Source organism: Arthrobacter sp. Dra40, assembly GCF_059091905.1.
This window is the reverse complement of sequence record NZ_JBNHHB010000113.1, coordinates 1-17418: the sequence shown is the minus strand read 5'-3', so window position 1 is coordinate 17418 and position 17418 is coordinate 1. Positions and strand designations below refer to the sequence as shown.

Below are 17418 nucleotides of genomic sequence, written 5' to 3'. Positions count from 1 at the left end.
CGGCCAGCAGGCCGGCCAGTTCCGCCGGCCCCAGCTCCTGCCAATCCTCCGCCCACAACTCACCGGCCGGCAGCCCCGCCGCAGGCAGGGGTGCGTCAGGCAGGGGTGCCGCAGGTTCCGGCCCTGTCTCGCCACCCGACGCGGCGGCATCAGGAACAACCCCGCCGCCCGCCGATTCTGCGGGGCCGGCGGCACCGTCGTTCGGCACGTCAGGAAGGCCGGAGTGTTCCTCCGGCTCCTGTGCCTCGTCCAACGGTTCCGCTGCCATACTTCAACGCTACGCACCCCGAACACGGGGTAGAACGGGTCTTCGACGTAAGTGCAAAACCTGCCGCTAAAGCGGGCCTGTGGAGGAGAAGTCAACGCGGGTGGAGGACAAGCCGGCGACATGCCGGAGAAACCAGTCCGCCCGACAGCGACCCATTGAGAACGAGGCGGCCAGTATGCCAACCACAGCCAACGCCGTGCCATTGGGGAAACAGATCTTCCGCACGTTCCCGATCGTCTCAGAGGTTCCTGATCGTCCCAGATAGTGAATAGTCTTCCCGATCAGTGTGGACACACACCTGCCAACAGCAAGACCCGGTCGCTCCCGCCGCTGTACAAGCGACCGGAGCGACCGGGTCCACAAGAGGCCGGAGCGTCCGGAGACGCCGGAGCGATCGCGGTCTGACCTCAGGATGGGGCTCGCGGCCCTAAATTGCTGCCTCGCCCCGCTCGCCGGTGCGGACGCGGACGGCCTCCTGGACGTCCACGAGCCAGACCTTGCCGTCGCCGGCATGGCCGGTGTTTGCCGTGGCCACCAGGACGTCAACGATGTCGTTGGCCTGTTCGTCCGCTACCAGGACTTCGACGCGGATCTTGGGCAGCAGGTCCACTGTGTATTCGGCGCCGCGGTAGACCTCGGTGTGGCCGCGCTGCCGCCCGTACCCGCTGGCCTGGCTGATGGTCAGCCCTTGGACGCCGTAGCTCTCAAGGCTGTCTCTGACTTCGTCCAGCTTTTCCGGCCGGATGATGGCGGTGACCAGTTTCACGCGTTGACCCCTTCCTGGATTGCACTGCGGTCCTTGATCGTGCTGTGAACGCTGGGATCAGTTGCCGGGTGCGGGATGAATGCGCCGCCGGTACCCAGACCGCCGAATTCGTAGGCGGACTCCGCGTGCTGCGTCAGGTCCACACCGGTGACTTCTTCCTCGTCCGTCACGCGGAAGCCGACGCTCTTGTGAATCGCGAGTCCGATGACCACGGTGAGCATGGCGCAGTACAGGACGGAGACCGCAGCCGCCACCGACTGAGCCCCGAGTTGGGCAAAACCACCACCGTAGAACAGGCCGCCGCCTGCGCCTTCGGCGGGCAGGGCGATGAAACCCAGGGCCAGCGTGCCGACGAGGCCAGCCACCAAGTGGACGCCCACCACATCCAGCGAGTCGTCGTAGCCAAACCTGTATTTCAGTCCGACCGCCAGTGCTGCCAGCACGCCGGCCGCCACGCCCAAGCCAACGGCACCCGTCGGGGAAACATTGGCACAGGCCGGAGTGATGGCCACCAGACCGGCGACCACACCGGACGCTGCGCCCAGCGACGTGGGGCGGCCGTCGCGGATGCGCTCGGTCACCAGCCAGCCCAGCATGGCGGCTGACGGAGCGGCCAGGGTGTTGATCCAGATCAGCCCGGCTTCTTCGGCGGTGCCGGCGGCACCGCCGTTGAAGCCGAACCAGCCGAACCACAGCAGAGCGGCGCCGATCATGACCAGCGGAATGTTGTGCGGACGCTGCGTCGGATCTTTGCCGAAGCCCCTTCGCTTGCCCAGGATCAGGGCGAGGATCAGGCCGGCGACGCCGGCGTTGATGTGCACCACTGTGCCGCCGGCAAAGTCGATGGCTTTTCCGGCCCAGGCGCCGACGGCTCCCTCGGCGCCCAGCAGGCCGCCGCCCCAGATCATGAAGGCCAGCGGGCAGTAAACCAGCGTGACCCAGACCGGCACGAAGATTGCCCATGCGCTGAACTTGGCACGATCGGCGATGGCACCGGAGATCAGCGCCACCGTGATGATGGCGAACGTGGCGCCGTAGCCGGCACTGATCAAGCCCTCGGTATGGAGAAGCCCCTCCAGGCCGAAGGTTGCGAAGGGATTGCCGAAGAGCTGGGCCACTGAATCGCCGCTGCTCATCGAGTAGCCCCACAGCACCCAGACCACCGCGACCAGGGCAGCCGCGGAAAAGCTCATCATCATCATGTTGAGGGCCGACTTGGCGCGCGTCATGCCGCCATAGAAGAATGCCAGCCCCGGTGTCATCAGCAGCACCATGGCTGCCGCAACCATCACCCAGACGTGGCCTGCTGACAGATCCATTTTCACGTCCTCTCGTCCTGTGGCGGGTGGTTCCCGCTGCTGAGTCCAGACTGCCGACGGCGTGTTTCGGCCAACCGGAAGCTTCGTTGCGGTCGCGTTACAAGAAACCCGCGGAGGTAAAACCCGTGCAACCGGCGTGTTTCGGAAATGTTTCGGGCAGCACCGCGGAAAGGGCACAGAGTACGACGGCGGTGCGCGGCCCGGCGTCGGCACGGGGCCTGCCGCGGGTCGGGCTACGCTGGTTGACATGCCTGTTTTCCGCCGCACGGCGCGTTTGTTTCGCCCGTCCGGACACCAGCGTCCGGGCAAACCGGCGCCGACGCCAATTCCGCGCGACATCAAGGTCTTGGTGGCCGCTGCGTTCGTGATTGCCTTGGGATACGGCCTGGTGGCCCCGGTCCTGCCGCAGTTTGCGGCAAGTTTCAACGTCGGTGTCGCCGCTGCCAGCATCATTGTCAGTGTGTTTGCCCTCGCCCGGCTGGTCTTTGCTCCGGCGGGCGGGGCGCTGGTGGGCCGCTGGGGTGAACGCCGGGTCTACCTGACCGGCCTGCTCATTGTCGCCGCGTCGACCGGCGCCTGTGCGTTGGCGCAGGATTACTGGCAGTTGCTGATTTTCCGCGGCCTGGGCGGCCTCGGCTCCACCATGTTCACGGTTTCGGCCATGGCGCTGATCCTGCGGCTGGCCCCGCCGGACGGCCGGGGCCGGGTGTCCAGCCTCTACGCCGGCACCTTCCTGATGGGCGGCATCCTCGGTCCAGTGGCCGGCGGCCTGCTGGCCGGGTTCGGTCTGCGCATGCCGTTCGTGGTCTATGCCATCGCGCTGCTCGTGGCGGCAGCCGTCGTGGCCGTCATGCTCAAGAAACCCGCAGCCCGCACGGCCAACGACGCCGCAGCTCCCGAGGCGATGGATCTGCGCGAGGCGCTCTCGGACCCGGGGTACCGCGCTGCCGTAATTTCTGCCTTCGCCAACGGCTGGGCCACCTTCGGCGTCCGGATGGCGCTGATTCCGCTCTTTGCCGCGGCGGTGCTTGGTGCCGGCCCGGAGACTGCCGGGCTGGCCTTGGCCGTATTCGCCGTCGGTAACGCGCTGGCGCTGACCTTCTCTGGCCGGCTCTCGGACGCCGCCGGGCGCCGTCCCCTGGTGATCGCCGGGCTGACCGTGGCCGGGCTGGCAATCGCAGCCATCGGGTTCACCGAGTCAGTCCCGGTGTTCGTGGCAGCCTCGGTCATCGCCGGCTTCGGCTCCGGGCTGCTCGGGCCGGCGCAGCAGGCTGCCGTTGCGGACATCATCGGCAACGACCGCAGCGGCGGGAAGGTGCTGGCCGTCTTCCAGATGGGCACCGACGCCGGCGCGATCATCGGCCCGGTCCTGGCCGGAGCGCTGGCCGACCGGCTCAGTTATGCCTGGGCCTTCGGGGTTACCGGAGCCATCATGCTGGCGGCCGCGCTCCTCTGGCTGCTCTTCGGCCGCGAGACGCTGCTCCGGCCCCTGGAGGAACGTGCTGCGGGCTGACGCGCGGCATCGGACAGCCCGCGTCACAGCTGTTCCCGGCGTCCGGGGCTAACGGTATCCAGCGTCCGCCGGAATAGACCGGCTGAGGCTAGTTCAGTAGCGCGTCCACGAAGTCTTCGGTTTCGAACGGGGCCAGGTCGTCAGCGCCCTCGCCCAGGCCCACGAGCTTCACGGGCACGCCCAGGCTGCGCTGGATGGCGACGACGATGCCGCCCTTGGCGGTGCCGTCCAGCTTGGTCAGGACAATGCCAGTGATGTTGACGACCTCGGCGAACACCTTGGCCTGGTTCAGTCCGTTCTGGCCGGTGGTCGCGTCCAGCACCAGCAGCACCTCGTCTACGGAGGCCAGCTTTTCGATGACGCGCTTGACCTTGCCCAGTTCGTCCATCAGGCCCACCTTGTTCTGCAGGCGCCCTGCGGTATCCACCATGACTACATCGACTTCCTGCTCGATGCCGGCCTTGACCGCCTCGTAGGCGACGGAGGCCGGGTCGGCACCATCGATGTCGGACTTGACGGTGGGAACACCCACGCGCGATCCCCAGGTGGCCAGCTGCTCGGCCGCGGCCGCGCGGAAGGTGTCGGCGGCGCCCAGGATCACGTCCTTGTCCTCGGCCACCAGCACGCGGGCCAGCTTGCCTACAGTGGTGGTCTTGCCGACGCCGTTGACGCCCACCACCATCATCACCGCGGGGCGGTCGGCATGGCGCATCACGGCCAGCGAGCGGTCCATGGACGGATCAACCAGCTTGATCAGTTCCTCGCGCAGCATGGTCTTGACCTGCTCAGGGCTGCGGCTGCCCTCCACCTTCACGCGGTCCTTGAGGGCATCCACCAGTTCCAGGGTTGGCTCGGTACCGAGGTCGGCCAGCAGCAGCGTCTCTTCAATCTCGTCCCAGACGTCGTCGTCAATCCTGTCACTGGCAAGGAGCGCCAGCAGACCCTTGCCCAGGGCGTTGTTGGACTTGACCAGCCGGGCGCGCAGCCGGGTCAGGCGGCCCTGCACCGGTGCCGGCGTCTCGACCGGAATGGTCTCCAGCGCGGCGGCGTCCTCCGGGATTTCAACGTCGGCCGGCGGCAGTTCGTCTTCGGTCGGGGCACCAATCGGCGGTGCGGGACTTACCGGTCCGCGGGGCGCTTCCAGGGTGCCGGTACCGCCCCCGGCAGGCGGCATGGCCGGGTCATTGGCGTCCCGCGTGGTGGTGTAGGTGCCGGGCGGCGTTTTGCGTCCGCGCAGCAGCAGGGTTGCCACAGACCCGATGACGAGGATGGCGATGACTACGTAAATGATGATCATGGTTGCGTCCACGGGGTCTAGCCTACCGGCCGCCACCACACGCCGTGCAGCCGCACCGAAGGACGGTTTACCATCCGCGGTACACTGCGGGCATGTCCACCAAAGGCGCGGACCAGGGCGGGCCGAAGGTTGCACCGGCCGGTCACGATCACGCCGCGCCGGCCGGTCACGAACAGGTCGCACCCCCTCTGCCGCCGCGCGCCGAACCGAGCCTGAAGGGCCCGGCCGCCGGGATGCTGCTGCATGCAGTCCGCGGGCACTTTCTTCAGCTCGCCGAACTGGCCGGTGCTGCCCGGCGCAACGCCCCGGATGCCGTGCACCAAATGCGCACCGCGACCCGCCGGATGCGCTCGGTATTGAAGGCCTACCGCAAACTATTGGACCCGCCGCCGGACCGGCTGCAGGAGGAGCTCAAGTGGCTCGCTGGCGAACTGGCTGCTGCCAGGGATGCTGAGGTGCTGACCGAACGCCTGGGGCGCTTGCTGGCCGTCGCCGTCGAGGATCAGAGCGACGGCGATGCCAGGGGCCACGAGCAGGATAGCGGCAAAGGTACGGACGAGCACTACGACGGGCCCGGAACGGACGGGGCCCACGGGGACGCCCCGGCGAATCCGGCCCGGCAGGTGGAGCGGCGGATGGAGCGGACGGTATTGCCGGACACTCCCGGAACTGCACCTGCAGTCCGCCGTCTGAACACCGAACTGGCGCAGCGGCTGGACGCTGGACACCGGCAGGTGGTGCGGGCCCTCAACGGCAAGCGCTACCGCCGGCTAGTGACGGACATCAAGGCTTGGCTGGATCAGCCGCCGCTGGCTCCGCTGGCCTCCGAACCGGCCCGGCAGGTCGTGCCTCGGTTGGTGGGGCGGCAGTTCAAGCGCCTCCGTGCAGCGGCCAGCCCCGCCCTCGCCGCTCCGGAGGAAATGAGACAGGCCGAAGAAGCGCTGCACGAAACCCGCAAACGGGCCAAACGGTTGCGTTATGCCGCCGAAGCGGCCGCGGCGCTCTCCCCCGTCGACGCCGCTGACCTAGGCCAGGCGGCCCACGAAATCCAGAGTGTGTTGGGCGAACACCAGGATGCCGTGGTGGCACGGCAGCTGCTGCGCCGGGTGGCGGCCAAGGCAGCCGACGACGGGGAGGATACCTTCCTCTATGGCCGTCTTGACGCCCTGGAACAGGCGGCGGCCCAGGAAGCAGTGTCACAGTTCCAAACGCTCTGGCACCGCTTTCCCTCGGCCAAACCGAAGAGCTGGGGCAAACCGTGGAAGCCGGTCTGACCGCACGCGGCGGCAGAGCCGGCTGACCGCCGGCGCCGGCAGCTACGGCCTGCCGGATCCGGTGCCCCGGCACATGCCGTACCGGCGAGCGCCGCAGCGACTGTACGATCGACGCATGAAGCCGTTCCTGCTGCTGGCCACTCGGGCCGAAGACACCGCAGCCGATGAGGAGTATGCGGCCTTCACCCGGTTCAGTGGCCTGGAACCGGCCCAGTTGCACCGGGTACGGCTGGAGGCCGGGCCGATGCCGGCGATCGATCTGGACCGTTACAGCGGCATCATCCTGGGTGGCAGCCCCTTCACTTCCAGCGACGACGACGCGGCCAAATCCGCTGTCCAGCTGCGGGTGGAAGCCGAGCTTGAGCAGCTGCTGGACACCGTCGTCGCCCGCGATTTTCCGTTTCTGGGGGCCTGCTACGGCGTGGGTACGCTGGGCAGGCACCGCGGCGGCGTGGTGGACAGGCGCTACGGTGAGCCAATCGGCGAGGTGCGCATTGTGCTGACGGACGACGGCGCCGCCGATCCCCTGCTCTCCGGCCTACCACGGAAGTTCAGCGCCTTCGTGGGGCACAAGGAAGCTTGTTCGGTGTTGCCCTCCGGCGCGGTCCGGTTGGCGGGGTCCGAGCACTGCCCGAACCAGATGTTCAGGCTGCAGGAAAACCTCTACGCCACGCAGTTCCATGCCGAGCTCGATGGCGAGGGCCTGCTGACGCGGATCTGGATCTACCGCGACGCCGGCTATTTCCCGCCGGACCAGGCAGACGCCGTCATGGAACAGGTCCGCGGACACTCGGTGACGGTTCCGCAGCGGATACTGCGCAACTTTGTGGCCCGCTACGCCGCCCCCTGACACCGGCACACCGCATCACACCACACCTACACACCGCATCACCACCCTGCATCACCACACCGAAGCGAGGAACTTACGTGAGTTTGAAAGAGCAACTGCAGGCCGACGTCGTTGCCCACATGAAGGCAGGCAACAAGAGGGCGCTGACCACCGTGCGCAACATCCTGGGTGAAATTGCCACCAAGGAAAAGTCCGGCAAGTCCCCGGTGGAGCTCGATGATGCCCAGACCACTGCGCTGCTGCAGAAGGAGGCCGCCAAGCGACGCGATACTGCCCGTATCTACACGGAAGCCGGAGAAGAAGCGCGGGCCGCGGCGGAATCCGCTGAGGCCGAAGTCATCGAGGCGTACCTGCCCAAGCCGCTGACCGAGGCCGAGGTAGCGGACATCGTTGATGAAACCATCGCCGGGCTCAAGGCCGACGGCGTGGAGCTGTCCATGCGCCAGATGGGAGCGGTGATGAAGCCGGTCGCCGAGAAGGTTGCCGGCCGCTTCGACGGAAAAGCCGTCAGCGAGATGGTCCGCGGACGGCTCGCCCAGCAGTAGCCGGCCCCTCCCGTGCATCCCGGCCAAATGGCCGGCGGCTCGGTCAACTGACCAGGATTTGGGTCGAGGACTCCTTGAGCTTCGCGTTGGCCCAGCGCATCTGGCGCAGCGTCTCAGGGTGGCACCGCTGGGTGACCTCCAGCAGGTCGGTGTGTTTGATGCCCTGGGCCGCTTGGGCGAGCATTTCCCAATCCGTGGACACCCCGGAGGCTTGCAGGTAAATCTGCCGCAGGTCGCGCAGCAGCAGCAGCGCGACGTCGCTCCGGCGGCCCAGCAGTTCACTCCCCTTTTCACGTAGCCGTTCCGCCAGCGCCGCCTCGTCCCGGGGCTCCGGATCCAGGTTCTGGCCGTACTGCTTGCCAATGTCGGCGATCTCCCGCACATGCTGCTGGGACCAGCGGGCCAAATCGCGGCCGAGGTGGTAGATCTCATGGTCCACTTTGTGCCGTTCGGAGACCTGCAGCAGTTCGTGTGCCAAGTCGTTTTCGGATCGGTGGAGCTCGTGCAGTACCAGTCCGATCTTCATGACTGTCCTCCCCGGGTGGCCGCCGCAAGCTCTTCGTCCACGCCGGCGTCGCCGCTGCCGGTCGTCGGCTTGGCTACCGCCCCTACGGGAGCTGAAGCCGTGTTGGTGGGAGCCGGCGCTGGTCCCTCGCCGGTCCCGATCTTCTCCAATCGGGCGGCGGCCGTCTTGAAGATCGGCTGTTTGGAGGCTGCATCCCAGTCGGTCATCGTCAGTTCGTTGGCCGCCCGCCCGGCGCCGTCGGGCCCATAGCCGCCCTGGGTATCCCAGTAGCCATAGTGGAAGGGAAGGAAGAGGACTCCGTCCCGAATGCCGCTGATGCGCACCTGCGCCCGCACCGAGCCACGGGGCGTCGTCACCTCGGCCAGATCGCCCTCCGCGATGCCGTAGGCTGCGGCGTCGGCCTGGGACATCTCCACCCAGACCTCCGGAGCCGCCGCCTGCAGCTGCGGCGCACGTCCTGTCTTGGTCCGGGTGTGGAAGTGGAACAGAGTGCGGCCGGTGATGAGCTGCAGCGGGAACTCCTGGCCAGGCATTTCATGCGGCGGCAGGTAACCTGCCGCCTTGATGACGGCTTTGCCCTCCGGGTTCATCGCTTTGTACTCATCCGCTTCCAGAGGGGCGCCGGTCAGCAGGTCTTTGCCGTAGCTTTCGCAGTAGTCGGGAGCGCCCCAGAACTTGCCGTCCGTGTAGATGCGTTCCGTTCCCTCCGGATTCTCTTCGTTGCAGGGCCACTGGATGCCCGAACTGCCGCGCAGTTTGTCGTAGGTCAGTCCCGTGTAGTCACAGGGCCGGCCGCGGCTGCATTCCTTCCACGCCTCGAACGCCGATTCCGGGTCGTCCCATTTCACCAGTGGGCCGCCGTCCTTGTCCCGCAGGTCCAGCCGCTTGGCGTAGTCCAGGAAAATGTCCAGGTCGGGTTTGGCCAGCCCGGGCGGGTCCACCGCCTTCTCCGACAAATGGACCGTCCGGTCGACGTTGGTGAAAGTGCCGGTTTTTTCGCCCCAGGTCGCGGCCGGCAGCACGACGTCGGCCAGTTGGGCGGTCTCGGACAGGAAAATGTCCTGCACGACCAGGAAGAGCCGCTCCTGCTGCAGGACGGAACGGATCCGCGCAAGTTCGGGGAGCGATACGGCGGGGTTCGTGCCGCTGACCCACAGCAGCCGGATGGACCCGTCCTCCACGTACCGCATCATTTGCATCACGTGGGTGGGCGGCGACATGTGCGGGATCTGCATCGGATCAACGTTCCAGACCCGGGCCAGGTCCTCGACGTGGGCGTCGTTGGACCAGTTGCGGAAGGCGGGAAGATCGCCATCGCCGCCGCATTCGCGGGTGTTCTGCGCGGTCGGTTGCCCGTTCATTTGCAGGATGCCACAGCCGGGCTTGCCCAGCATGCCGCGGATGATGTTGATGTTGTTGACCTGCACGGCCGCTGCGGTGGCCTGGTTGGACTGGTAGAACCCCTGCAGCACGGTGGAGAGCAGCCGCTCGGCCTGGCCCATGATCCGCGCCGCTTCCCGGATCTTTTCCACCGGGACATCGCAAATGCCGGCCGCGAGCTCAGGCGGATACTCCTGCACCCGCTTCTCCAGCTCGTCATAACCCACCGTATGGGCGCTGATGTACTCATGGTCCACCCAACCGTTGGAAATGATTTCATGCAGCAGTGCGTTCATCAGCGCAACGTTGGTGCCCGGCCGGGGCGCAAGATGAACCGTTGCGGCCTTCGCCACGGGCGTGGAGCGCGGATCGATACAGACAATCTTCGGTGGGTTGGCACCGGCCAGCCGGTCGAGCACCCGGGACCAGAGGACCACCTGGGTCTCGGCCATGTTGTGCCCGTAGAGGGCGATGACGTCGGCATGATCGACGTCGGTGTACGAGCCCGGCTGGCCGTCGCAGGCAAAGGACGCCTTCAGGGCTTCGGCGGCGGTCGCCGTGCACAACCGGGTATTGCCGTCCACGTGGTTGGTGCCCAAGCCGCCATGGGCTACCAGCCCCAGGGTGTAGTACTCCTCGGCGAACAGCTGACCGGTGGTGTAGAAGCCAATCGCGCTGGCGCCCTGTTCGTCCAGCAGTTCCTTGGTCCGGCCCACGATCCGGTCCATGGCAGTGTCCCAGTCCGTTTCGACCAACTTCCCTTTCTCCCGGATGAGCGGTGCGGTCAGCCGATCGGGGGAAGCGTTTGCCTGCCAGCCATACAGGTCTTTGGGCCCCAGCCGTCCGTGGTTGACCCGGTCCCCGGCGCGGCCGCGGACACCGGCAATCCTGCCGTCCTTGACGGCGATGTCCAGGGCATCGCCGTTCGAGTGGAGGATGGAGGCCGTCTGGACCCACCGGTCGACGCCGCCAGGGTCCAGCCCCTCCTCAAGATGCATGTCCACCCGGACCGGCCAGTCCCCGCCCGCGGGGTACGGGGTTCGGGTGCCCCATGGTTCTGCTATTCGGTCTATGCGTGCCATCACGCCTCCGATTGCCTTGGTACTTCAGGAAAGGGTGTCCTTCAGGATTGCTGCGGGGTCACAGCGGAAAGGTCCGGCAGCTTGCTCTCCGTGACCGGTTGGATGCCGGTGACCGTGGCGTAGCCTGCGGCCAGCAGCGCGTAATCGCTCTCCGGCGGTGCGTGCTCCTGACTGTCCGCGATCGCCAGCCGGAGGTCCTCGTCGCCGCGCTCGGCCATCGTCGTCTGCACGATGCCGAATTCCGCCAGCGTCGCGGTCCGGTATTCAGGCAGGTCGGTTCCGTTCACGTTGGGCACGTTGAGGTTGAGGACAGTACCGGCTTCCTGCTCCATCAGGTACGGCAGCAACCCGGTGGCCAGCCGGGCAGCGGTCTCCCAGTTCAGGTGCGCCGGGTCCAGCCCGGTGTCCAGGGAAACAGCCATCCCCCGACGGCCGTTCACGCCGGCGGTCAGGGCCGCGCCGACGGTGCCGGAGTGCAGGATCACCCGTCCCACGTTCGCGCCGCGGTTCACGCCCGACAGCACCAGGTCCGGCGCTTCCCCGAAGGCACCGTGCGGCGCGATCATCGCGATGAACCCCGGTGAGCCGTGCACAGCGTAGGCAGGCACGGATTCGAGACCCTCCAGCGTGCGCCGCTCAATCCGGATGCGGCCCTCGTCCTCGCGCGCCGTGATGGACGCACTGCTGCCGCTGGCCTCCGTTACCGGGGCCGCCACCGTTACGTTCAGCCCGGCTGCCAGCGCCCCTGCCGCCAAGGCATGCAGTCCCGGGGAGTCAATCCCGTCGTCGTTGGTGATCAGAACCATCTTCGGCTTGTTCATTGTTCCTGGACCTTCTGCGCCAGCTCCACCGGGCTGGCTTGCCGGTCTGCCGCAAGGACCCGGACGCCTTCGTCCTCGATCAAATGCCTGATCACGCTGCCGCTCTCGCCTGAGAACACGGCGCACATCATGACGGAGGCGCCGAGGGCCGCCAGCATCCGCGCCTGCCAGACGCCCTGGCCGCCGGCGTGGAAGTGGATGTCGACGGCGCCGTCCACGTTCTCTACCGTCACCGTCAGGCCGGGTGAGGGAGCGAAGATGACTACGGAGCCCATTGCTGGCCTCCTTCGAAACGGCATTTAGCCATGGATGCCTCCTTCGCCCGGGCGACCGGCTGTGGCTCGATGGCCCGCTTCCGTATGCAGTGGCTTTGGCTTTGGCTTCGACCCTAACGTTCATCGGAACCTCCGACAATGGGCTGACAGACCACGGCTGCCATCCCCGCCGGGATGATGGTGGCTGCAGAACTGTCTTCGGGCTGCGGCTCCGGGGCTTGGTCGCCGCCAGGGCGGGGGTACGCGCAGCCGGCCTGTCATCGGCCGGAAAAAAGGAGCGGACGTGCAGTTCACAACATCCACTCGAAACGCACCGCTCCGGCCAAGGTCAGGGCCCCCAGGGGAGGCAGCTGACCGTGTCATTCCGGGGTGCGGCCCGCCAACACGCAGTCGATGATCTGCCGGACCCGGGCCTCGGCGATGATCTTGAAATGCCCGGTGGTCTCCAGCCGGATGTTGACGGCGCCGTCCAGCCGGCAGCCGCCGGGGATGTGCGGGTCGAAGGCACTGTAAACCGACACGATCCGGTGGTTAACGTCCAGGTTGGCCAGCAACCGCTGCACGACCCGGTTGTTCGGCGAGAACGCCCGGACCATCGGCGTCAGGGCGAAGGAGGCATAGCGGGAACCGGAAAAGGGCGTCCCGATCGCCACCATGCGGTTCACCCGCCCGGCTGACTCCGCCGTCGTCATCACGTACTTGCCGATCAGCCCGCCCTTGCTGTGCGCAATGATGGTCACGTTGGTTAGGTCCTGCCCGCGCAGGTAGTCACCGACGATGCGGGCCATCCGCTCCACGCTGCCCACGTTGTAGCCCAGCGGCTCGACCACGTGCACCGGGTGCCCGCGGCCGTGCACGTGCTCAATCAGCGGGCGCATGAACTTCCAGGACTCGTAGATGCCTGGAATGACGACGACGGGGTCCGCGCCGTGCCGTCCAGCCTCCCGGTATTGTGCCGGGCCGGTCCGGGCCAAGAACCCCCTCACCTGCTGGTAGCCGATGTAGGCGTAGTCCAGCAGCCAGCCCCGGCCCAGCCGCAAGGCGCGGAGCAGCTTGGTCACTGCCGGCCGCCGATGGCGGTGTCACCGCCGGGAGCATCGCCGTCCGGTGCCGCCGGTGCCAGGCACAGCCGGGCGACCGGGCCGGGTGAACGGAACATCATCACGTGCGCCTCGCCGGCAATGCTGTCCAGCGTGGCGTCGGGGCAGGCATCTGCCAGCTCCTGGCACCAGTCCAGCGGCACGATCGGATCTCGGTCACCGCGGACGATCCGCACCGGCACCTGCACCCCGGCGATTCGCTCCTCGAGCGCCTGGCCGAGCATCGCCGGCAACGTCTTCAGATACCACCGCAGCCCGCAGCGCAGGTAATCCGTGACTTCGATCATGTCCACGGTCAGCGGTTCCCGGAAAGAGTCCTGGAACAGCCGCAGGCCGTGCTGCCAGGCGGTGCGCTCCCGGCGGTTGGCCGTAGGCGCCAGCAGCACCATGGCCGTCGCGGCGTCCGGGTAGGCCAGACCCAGTTCGACGACGACCTGGCAGCCCATCGAGTGGCCCACCAGCACCGCGGGGCCGATGTCCAGCCGTTCCATGGCGCCGCGGACCAACCGGGCAAAGTCCACCAGCGCAAGGGCATGCTCCGGCTTGGCGGTGCCGCCGTGGCCGGGCAGATCCACCAAATGCACGGTGGCGTGCCGGGCCAGTTCGGCCGCGAGAGGTTCGAAATAGCGGGCGGAGACTCCGATGCCGTGCACCAGCACGAAGTCGGTGGGCCCGGAGCCGAGCGTCCGGATGCGGACCTCGCATCCGTCGATGGTCAGCAACTGGGCGGTCTCGCCCGGTATTTTCGCCAATTCGCTTGCCTTCCTGCCTCAGTCGACCAGTGCCTTTGCATGTTCCAGCCGTTGCGAGATGACGGTGGTTACGCCGTCGCCGCGCATCGTTACACCGTACAGCGCGTCCGCCACTTCCATGGTGCGCTTCTGGTGGGTGATGACGATCAGCTGGCTGGATTCGCGCAGCTCCTCGAAGATGGTGATCAGCCGGCCCAGGTTGGTGTCGTCCAGGGCGGCTTCCACCTCGTCCATCACATAGAACGGGGACGGGCGGGCCTTGAAGATGGCCACCAGCAGGGCCACCGCAGTGAGCGAGCGTTCGCCGCCGGAGAGCAGGGACAGGCGCTTGATCTTTTTGCCGGCCGGCCTGGCCTCGACCTCGATGCCCGTGTTAAGCATGTCCTCGGGATTGGTGAGCACCAGCCGCCCCTCGCCGCCCGGGAACAAGCGGCCGAACACCCGCTCGAACTGCGCGGCGGTGTCATGGTACGCCTCGGTGAAGACCTGTTCGACCCGCTGGTCGACTTCCTTGATGATGTCCAGCAGGTCCTTGCGGGTGGCCTTGAGGTCTTCCAGTTGCGTGCTCAGGAACTGGTGGCGTTCCTCCAGCGCAGCGAATTCCTCCAGCGCCAGGGGGTTGACCTTGCCCAGCGCGGCCAAATCCCGTTCGGCCTTCTTGAGCCGCTTCTGCTGCTCCTCGCGCACGAACGGCACACCCTCGGCGACTGTGTTGCCGTCGTCGTCCACCTCAGCCCGCAGCGCCGCCCACTTGTCGTTCGACGCCGCCGTGGCAACGGGCACGGGCTGGTCCGGTCCGTACTCGGCGATCAGGTGGTCCGGCGTCAGGCCCAGCTCGTCGATGGACCGGGTCTGCAGGGCCTCGATCTTCAGCTTCTGCTGGGCCCGTGCCAGTTCGTCCCGGTGGACCGAATCCGTCAGTTCGCGCAGTTCGGCGGCGAGCGCGTCGGTGGACGAGCGTACCGCGGTCAGCTCGGCCTCCCAGGCAGCGCGCACCTCCTCGGCCTCGTCGCGTTCCCGTTCGGCCAGGTCCACCGAGACGTCCAGCCAGGCCAGCGTCTGCCGGGCCCCCTGTGCGACGGCGGAGGCCTTGGCTGCCTGGAGCCGCCGCTTGCGGGCCCGCTCGGCGGCCTGGGCCCGGGCGTGCCGTTCCGTGGCGGCGGCCCGTTCCAGTGAGGCCGCGCGGTTGCCAATGGCGGTCAGCTGTTCTTCACCCGAGCGCAGCGCCAGCCGTGCTTCCATCTCCGCCTGGCGCGCCTGGCTTGCCGCGGCGGCGAGCGCATCCCGCTGTTCGGTGGACGGCTCAGCATCGGCAGGAGCGTCATCGGCAGCTTGGGCTGCACCGAGCCGCTCGGTGATCTCGGCCAGCTTTTGCTGCTCAATGACAATGTTCGCCTCGGCAGCTTCCACCAGCTTGGCCAGCCGTTCACTCTCGCCGGTGGCCGAGCGCAACGCCGACCCCAGGTGTCCGAGGCGTTCGGCGACGGCGGCCAGCCGCGCGTCGGATTCGTGGAGCTGTTCCAAGGCTGCATCTGCCCGCAGCTTGGCCTCGTCACGGCGCGACGTGGCGCCGGCAATGGCGAATTTCGTCCGTTCCGCCCGTGCTGTGGCGGCGTCAAGCCGGTGCACGGTCTCGTCCACTGCAGCCTGGACCTCCAGCAGACTGGGCCCGCCGGCCGACCCGCCGCGGGCCGAGCAGGACGTGAAGAGATCACCCTCCCGGGTCACGGCAGTCAGGGCCGGGTAGTGGGCGATGAGGGCTGCGGCCGCCTGCAGGTCCTGGACAACGACGACGGAGCCCAGCAGCGCGCGGACCGCGCCTTCGACGGCCTGCTTGGCCTGGACCAAACCGGCCGCCGGAGTCGCGCCGTCGGGCACGTTTCCCGCCGGGGCCGTGGCAGCGCCGGCTAACTGTTCCAACTCCCCGGCGATCAGCAGGCCCAACTGGCCGGCGTCGTCGGCCTTCATCAGTTCCAGCGCCCGCACAGCCGCGTCCGGGTCGGCAACGGCGACTGCTTCTGCCAGCGGACCCAGGGCTGCCGCGATGGCCGCTTCGTAGCCGGGCTCCACGGTGATCAGGTCCGCCAGCGGTGCCAGCACACCCTCGGTGCCGGAGGCGAGCAGCATCTCGCTGCCGTCCCGCCGGTTGAGCCCGACTTCGAGGGCTTCCTTGCGGGCAGTCAGGGCATCGCGTTCCCGTTCGGCCTCGCGTTCCTCGGCCAGCAACTGCTCCAGCTCCGCCTCGATGTCCGCCAGTTCATCACTGGCTTCCTCGTACGCTGCGTCGAGGCCTTCTTCGCCTTCTTCCACCCCGGCCACCTGGGACTCCAGCGCGCTGAATTCGGCGTGCGCCTGGCGACGGCGTTCCTCGCCCTCGGTGATCGATGCCCGCAGCCGTCCCAGCTCCGCCTCAGCCGATTCCACCCGCGACCTGGCGGCGCCCACTTGTCCGGCCAGCTTTGCCAGTCCTTCGCGCCGGTCGGCAGCGGCCCGCAGGATGCTGGTCAGCCGCTTCTCTTCGTCCTGGGCCGCACGCTCGGCGGCGGCGCGTGCTTCAATCGCGTCATCCAGCGCTGCCCGGCGGTCCTCGAGTTCGAACTCCAGCTCCGCCTGTTCCTCGCGGACCTCGGCTGCCTGCTGTTCCAAAATCTCCGGATCCCGACCGCTCTCCGGTTCCTGGTCCGCCGAGCCGAGCAGCCGCCGTCGTTCATTGGCCAGACTGGCGAGGGCCCGGAAGCGTTCGCGGGTGGAGGAGAGCTGGTACCAGGTGTCGCGTGCCGCATTCAGCTTCGGCGTGGCTTCGGCCGCCAGCCGCTCCAGCTCGGCCAGCCGGCGGCGCCCTGACTCCAAAGTCTTTTCCACCTCGGCCTGCCGGGTTTTCAGCGCGGCCTCGTCCGCCACTTCCTGCGCCAGGGAGGTGCTCAGCTCCACCAGTTCGTCGGCCAGGAGGCGGGCACGGGCGTCACGGACCTCGAACTGGACCTGCTGGGCACGGCGGGCCACTTCTGCCTGTTTGCCCAGCGGCGTCAGCTGCCGGCGGATTTCACCGGTGAGGTCCGTGAGCCGCTGCAGGTTGGCCTGCATGGACTCGAGTTTTCGGACAGTTTTTTCCTTGCGGCGGCGGTGCTTGAGGATGCCGGCAGCTTCTTCCACGAAGCCGCGGCGGTCTTCGGGCGTGGCGTGAAGTACCTTGTCCAGCTGGCCCTGTCCCACGATCACGTGCATCTCGCGGCCCAGGCCGGAGTCCGAGAGCAGTTCCTGGATGTCCAGCAGCCGGCAACTGCTGCCGTTGATGGCGTATTCGGACCCGCCGGTGCGGAACAGCGTGCGGGAAATGGTGACTTCGGAGTATTCGATCGGAAGGGCGCCGTCGGCATTGTCGATGGTCAGCGACACGTGTGCGCGCCCCAGCGGGGGCCGTCCCGCCGTGCCGGCAAAAATGACGTCCTCCATCTTGCCGCCGCGCAGTGTTTTGGCGCCCTGCTCCCCCATGACCCAGGCGAGGGCGTCCACCACGTTGGACTTGCCGGAGCCGTTCGGACCGACCACTGCCGTGACGCCGGGCTCGAAGTCGAAGGTCGTCGCCGACGCAAAAGACTTAAAGCCCCGCACAGTCAGAGATTTAAGATGCACGTTGTGTCTCCCGCGGC

At 67.6% G+C, this 17418-nt stretch carries 14 protein-coding genes and 1 pseudogene; 4 read left to right on the top strand and 11 right to left on the bottom strand.

What is annotated here, in order from left to right:
• The 3 genes and pseudogenes from AC5RWT_RS25750 to AC5RWT_RS25740 form a co-directional block, all read right to left on the bottom strand.
• Positions 1–268: pseudogene (locus tag AC5RWT_RS25750) on the bottom strand (hypothetical protein); the annotation flags it as partial.
• A 427-nt stretch (positions 269–695) separates the two neighbouring features.
• Entirely contained in the window at positions 696–1034 is a 339-nt protein-coding gene (locus tag AC5RWT_RS25745; RefSeq protein ID WP_494082666.1) for a P-II family nitrogen regulator, read from the bottom strand.
• Positions 1031–2353 (bottom strand): ammonium transporter, encoded by a 1323-nt coding sequence (locus tag AC5RWT_RS25740; RefSeq protein ID WP_494082665.1) that lies wholly within the window; start codon positions 2351–2353, stop codon positions 1031–1033. The genes AC5RWT_RS25745 and AC5RWT_RS25740 overlap by 4 nt, the downstream gene beginning before the upstream one ends.
• A 247-nt stretch (positions 2354–2600) precedes the next feature.
• On the opposite strand from AC5RWT_RS25740, the gene AC5RWT_RS25735 reads away from it, so the two are divergent.
• Positions 2601–3866 (top strand): MFS transporter, encoded by a 1266-nt coding sequence (locus tag AC5RWT_RS25735; protein WP_494082664.1) that lies wholly within the window; start codon positions 2601–2603, stop codon positions 3864–3866.
• Positions 3867–3954: 88 nt separating this feature from the next.
• On the opposite strand, the gene ftsY is transcribed toward AC5RWT_RS25735, so the two are convergent.
• Complete coding sequence (gene ftsY / locus AC5RWT_RS25730; RefSeq protein WP_494082667.1) at positions 3955–5163, bottom strand: signal recognition particle-docking protein FtsY; 1209 nt, start codon at positions 5161–5163, stop codon at positions 3955–3957.
• 92 nt (positions 5164–5255) lie between these two features.
• On the opposite strand from ftsY, the gene AC5RWT_RS25725 reads away from it, so the two are divergent.
• From AC5RWT_RS25725 to AC5RWT_RS25715, 3 genes are all read left to right on the top strand, one after another.
• Positions 5256–6437 (top strand): CHAD domain-containing protein, encoded by a 1182-nt coding sequence (locus AC5RWT_RS25725; RefSeq protein WP_494082663.1) that lies wholly within the window; start codon positions 5256–5258, stop codon positions 6435–6437.
• A gap of 115 nt (positions 6438–6552) precedes the next feature.
• A complete protein-coding gene (locus tag AC5RWT_RS25720) occupies positions 6553–7287 on the top strand; it encodes a glutamine amidotransferase (RefSeq protein WP_494082662.1) in 735 nt (244 codons plus the stop codon).
• Between the two features lie 77 nt (positions 7288–7364).
• The gene (locus tag AC5RWT_RS25715; RefSeq protein WP_494082661.1) at positions 7365–7832 is read left to right on the top strand and encodes a GatB/YqeY domain-containing protein; all 468 of its coding nucleotides are present in this window, start codon (positions 7365–7367) and stop codon (positions 7830–7832) included.
• Positions 7833–7875: 43 nt separating this feature from the next.
• Here the strand turns inward: AC5RWT_RS25715 and AC5RWT_RS25710 are convergent, their stop codons facing one another.
• From AC5RWT_RS25710 to smc, 7 genes are all read right to left on the bottom strand, one after another.
• Complete coding sequence (locus tag AC5RWT_RS25710) at positions 7876–8358, bottom strand: hypothetical protein (protein WP_494082660.1); 483 nt, start codon at positions 8356–8358, stop codon at positions 7876–7878.
• Positions 8355–10820 (bottom strand): molybdopterin oxidoreductase family protein, encoded by a 2466-nt coding sequence (locus AC5RWT_RS25705; RefSeq protein WP_494082659.1) that lies wholly within the window; start codon positions 10818–10820, stop codon positions 8355–8357. Before AC5RWT_RS25705 ends, AC5RWT_RS25710 begins: the two co-directional genes overlap by 4 nt.
• A gap of 41 nt (positions 10821–10861) precedes the next feature.
• Positions 10862–11641, bottom strand: coding sequence for a 5'/3'-nucleotidase SurE (surE, locus tag AC5RWT_RS25700; RefSeq protein WP_494082658.1), 780 nt, complete (start codon positions 11639–11641; stop codon positions 10862–10864).
• Positions 11638–11916 carry a hypothetical protein gene (locus AC5RWT_RS25695; protein ID WP_494082657.1) on the bottom strand — a complete coding sequence of 93 codons (279 nt, stop codon included), beginning with the start codon at positions 11914–11916 and terminating at the stop codon, positions 11638–11640. Before AC5RWT_RS25695 ends, surE begins: the two co-directional genes overlap by 4 nt.
• Before the next feature lie 359 nt (positions 11917–12275).
• Complete coding sequence (locus AC5RWT_RS25690) at positions 12276–12977, bottom strand: esterase/lipase family protein (protein ID WP_494082656.1); 702 nt, start codon at positions 12975–12977, stop codon at positions 12276–12278.
• Positions 12974–13768, bottom strand: a complete 795-nt coding sequence (locus tag AC5RWT_RS25685; RefSeq protein WP_494082655.1) for an alpha/beta fold hydrolase — start codon at positions 13766–13768, stop codon at positions 12974–12976. Before AC5RWT_RS25685 ends, AC5RWT_RS25690 begins: the two co-directional genes overlap by 4 nt.
• Before the next feature lie 18 nt (positions 13769–13786).
• Complete coding sequence (smc, locus tag AC5RWT_RS25680; protein WP_494082654.1) at positions 13787–17401, bottom strand: chromosome segregation protein SMC; 3615 nt, start codon at positions 17399–17401, stop codon at positions 13787–13789.
• Positions 17402–17418 lie beyond the last annotated feature (17 nt).

What these genes read in the sequence shown, in the direction of transcription:
- AC5RWT_RS25740 (WP_494082665.1), bottom strand. Translation starts at nt 2,353, where the DNA reads ATGGATCTGTCAGCAGGCCACGTCTGGGTGATGGTTGCGGCAGCCATG.
- AC5RWT_RS25735 (WP_494082664.1), top strand. Translation starts at nt 2,601, where the DNA reads ATGCCTGTTTTCCGCCGCACGGCGCGTTTGTTTCGCCCGTCCGGACAC.
- ftsY (WP_494082667.1), bottom strand. Translation starts at nt 5,163, where the DNA reads ATGATCATCATTTACGTAGTCATCGCCATCCTCGTCATCGGGTCTGTG.
- AC5RWT_RS25725 (WP_494082663.1), top strand. Translation starts at nt 5,256, where the DNA reads ATGTCCACCAAAGGCGCGGACCAGGGCGGGCCGAAGGTTGCACCGGCC.
- AC5RWT_RS25720 (WP_494082662.1), top strand. Translation starts at nt 6,553, where the DNA reads ATGAAGCCGTTCCTGCTGCTGGCCACTCGGGCCGAAGACACCGCAGCC.
- AC5RWT_RS25710 (WP_494082660.1), bottom strand. Translation starts at nt 8,358, where the DNA reads ATGAAGATCGGACTGGTACTGCACGAGCTCCACCGATCCGAAAACGAC.
- AC5RWT_RS25705 (WP_494082659.1), bottom strand. Translation starts at nt 10,820, where the DNA reads ATGGCACGCATAGACCGAATAGCAGAACCATGGGGCACCCGAACCCCG.
- surE (WP_494082658.1), bottom strand. Translation starts at nt 11,641, where the DNA reads ATGAACAAGCCGAAGATGGTTCTGATCACCAACGACGACGGGATTGAC.
- AC5RWT_RS25695 (WP_494082657.1), bottom strand. Translation starts at nt 11,916, where the DNA reads ATGGGCTCCGTAGTCATCTTCGCTCCCTCACCCGGCCTGACGGTGACG.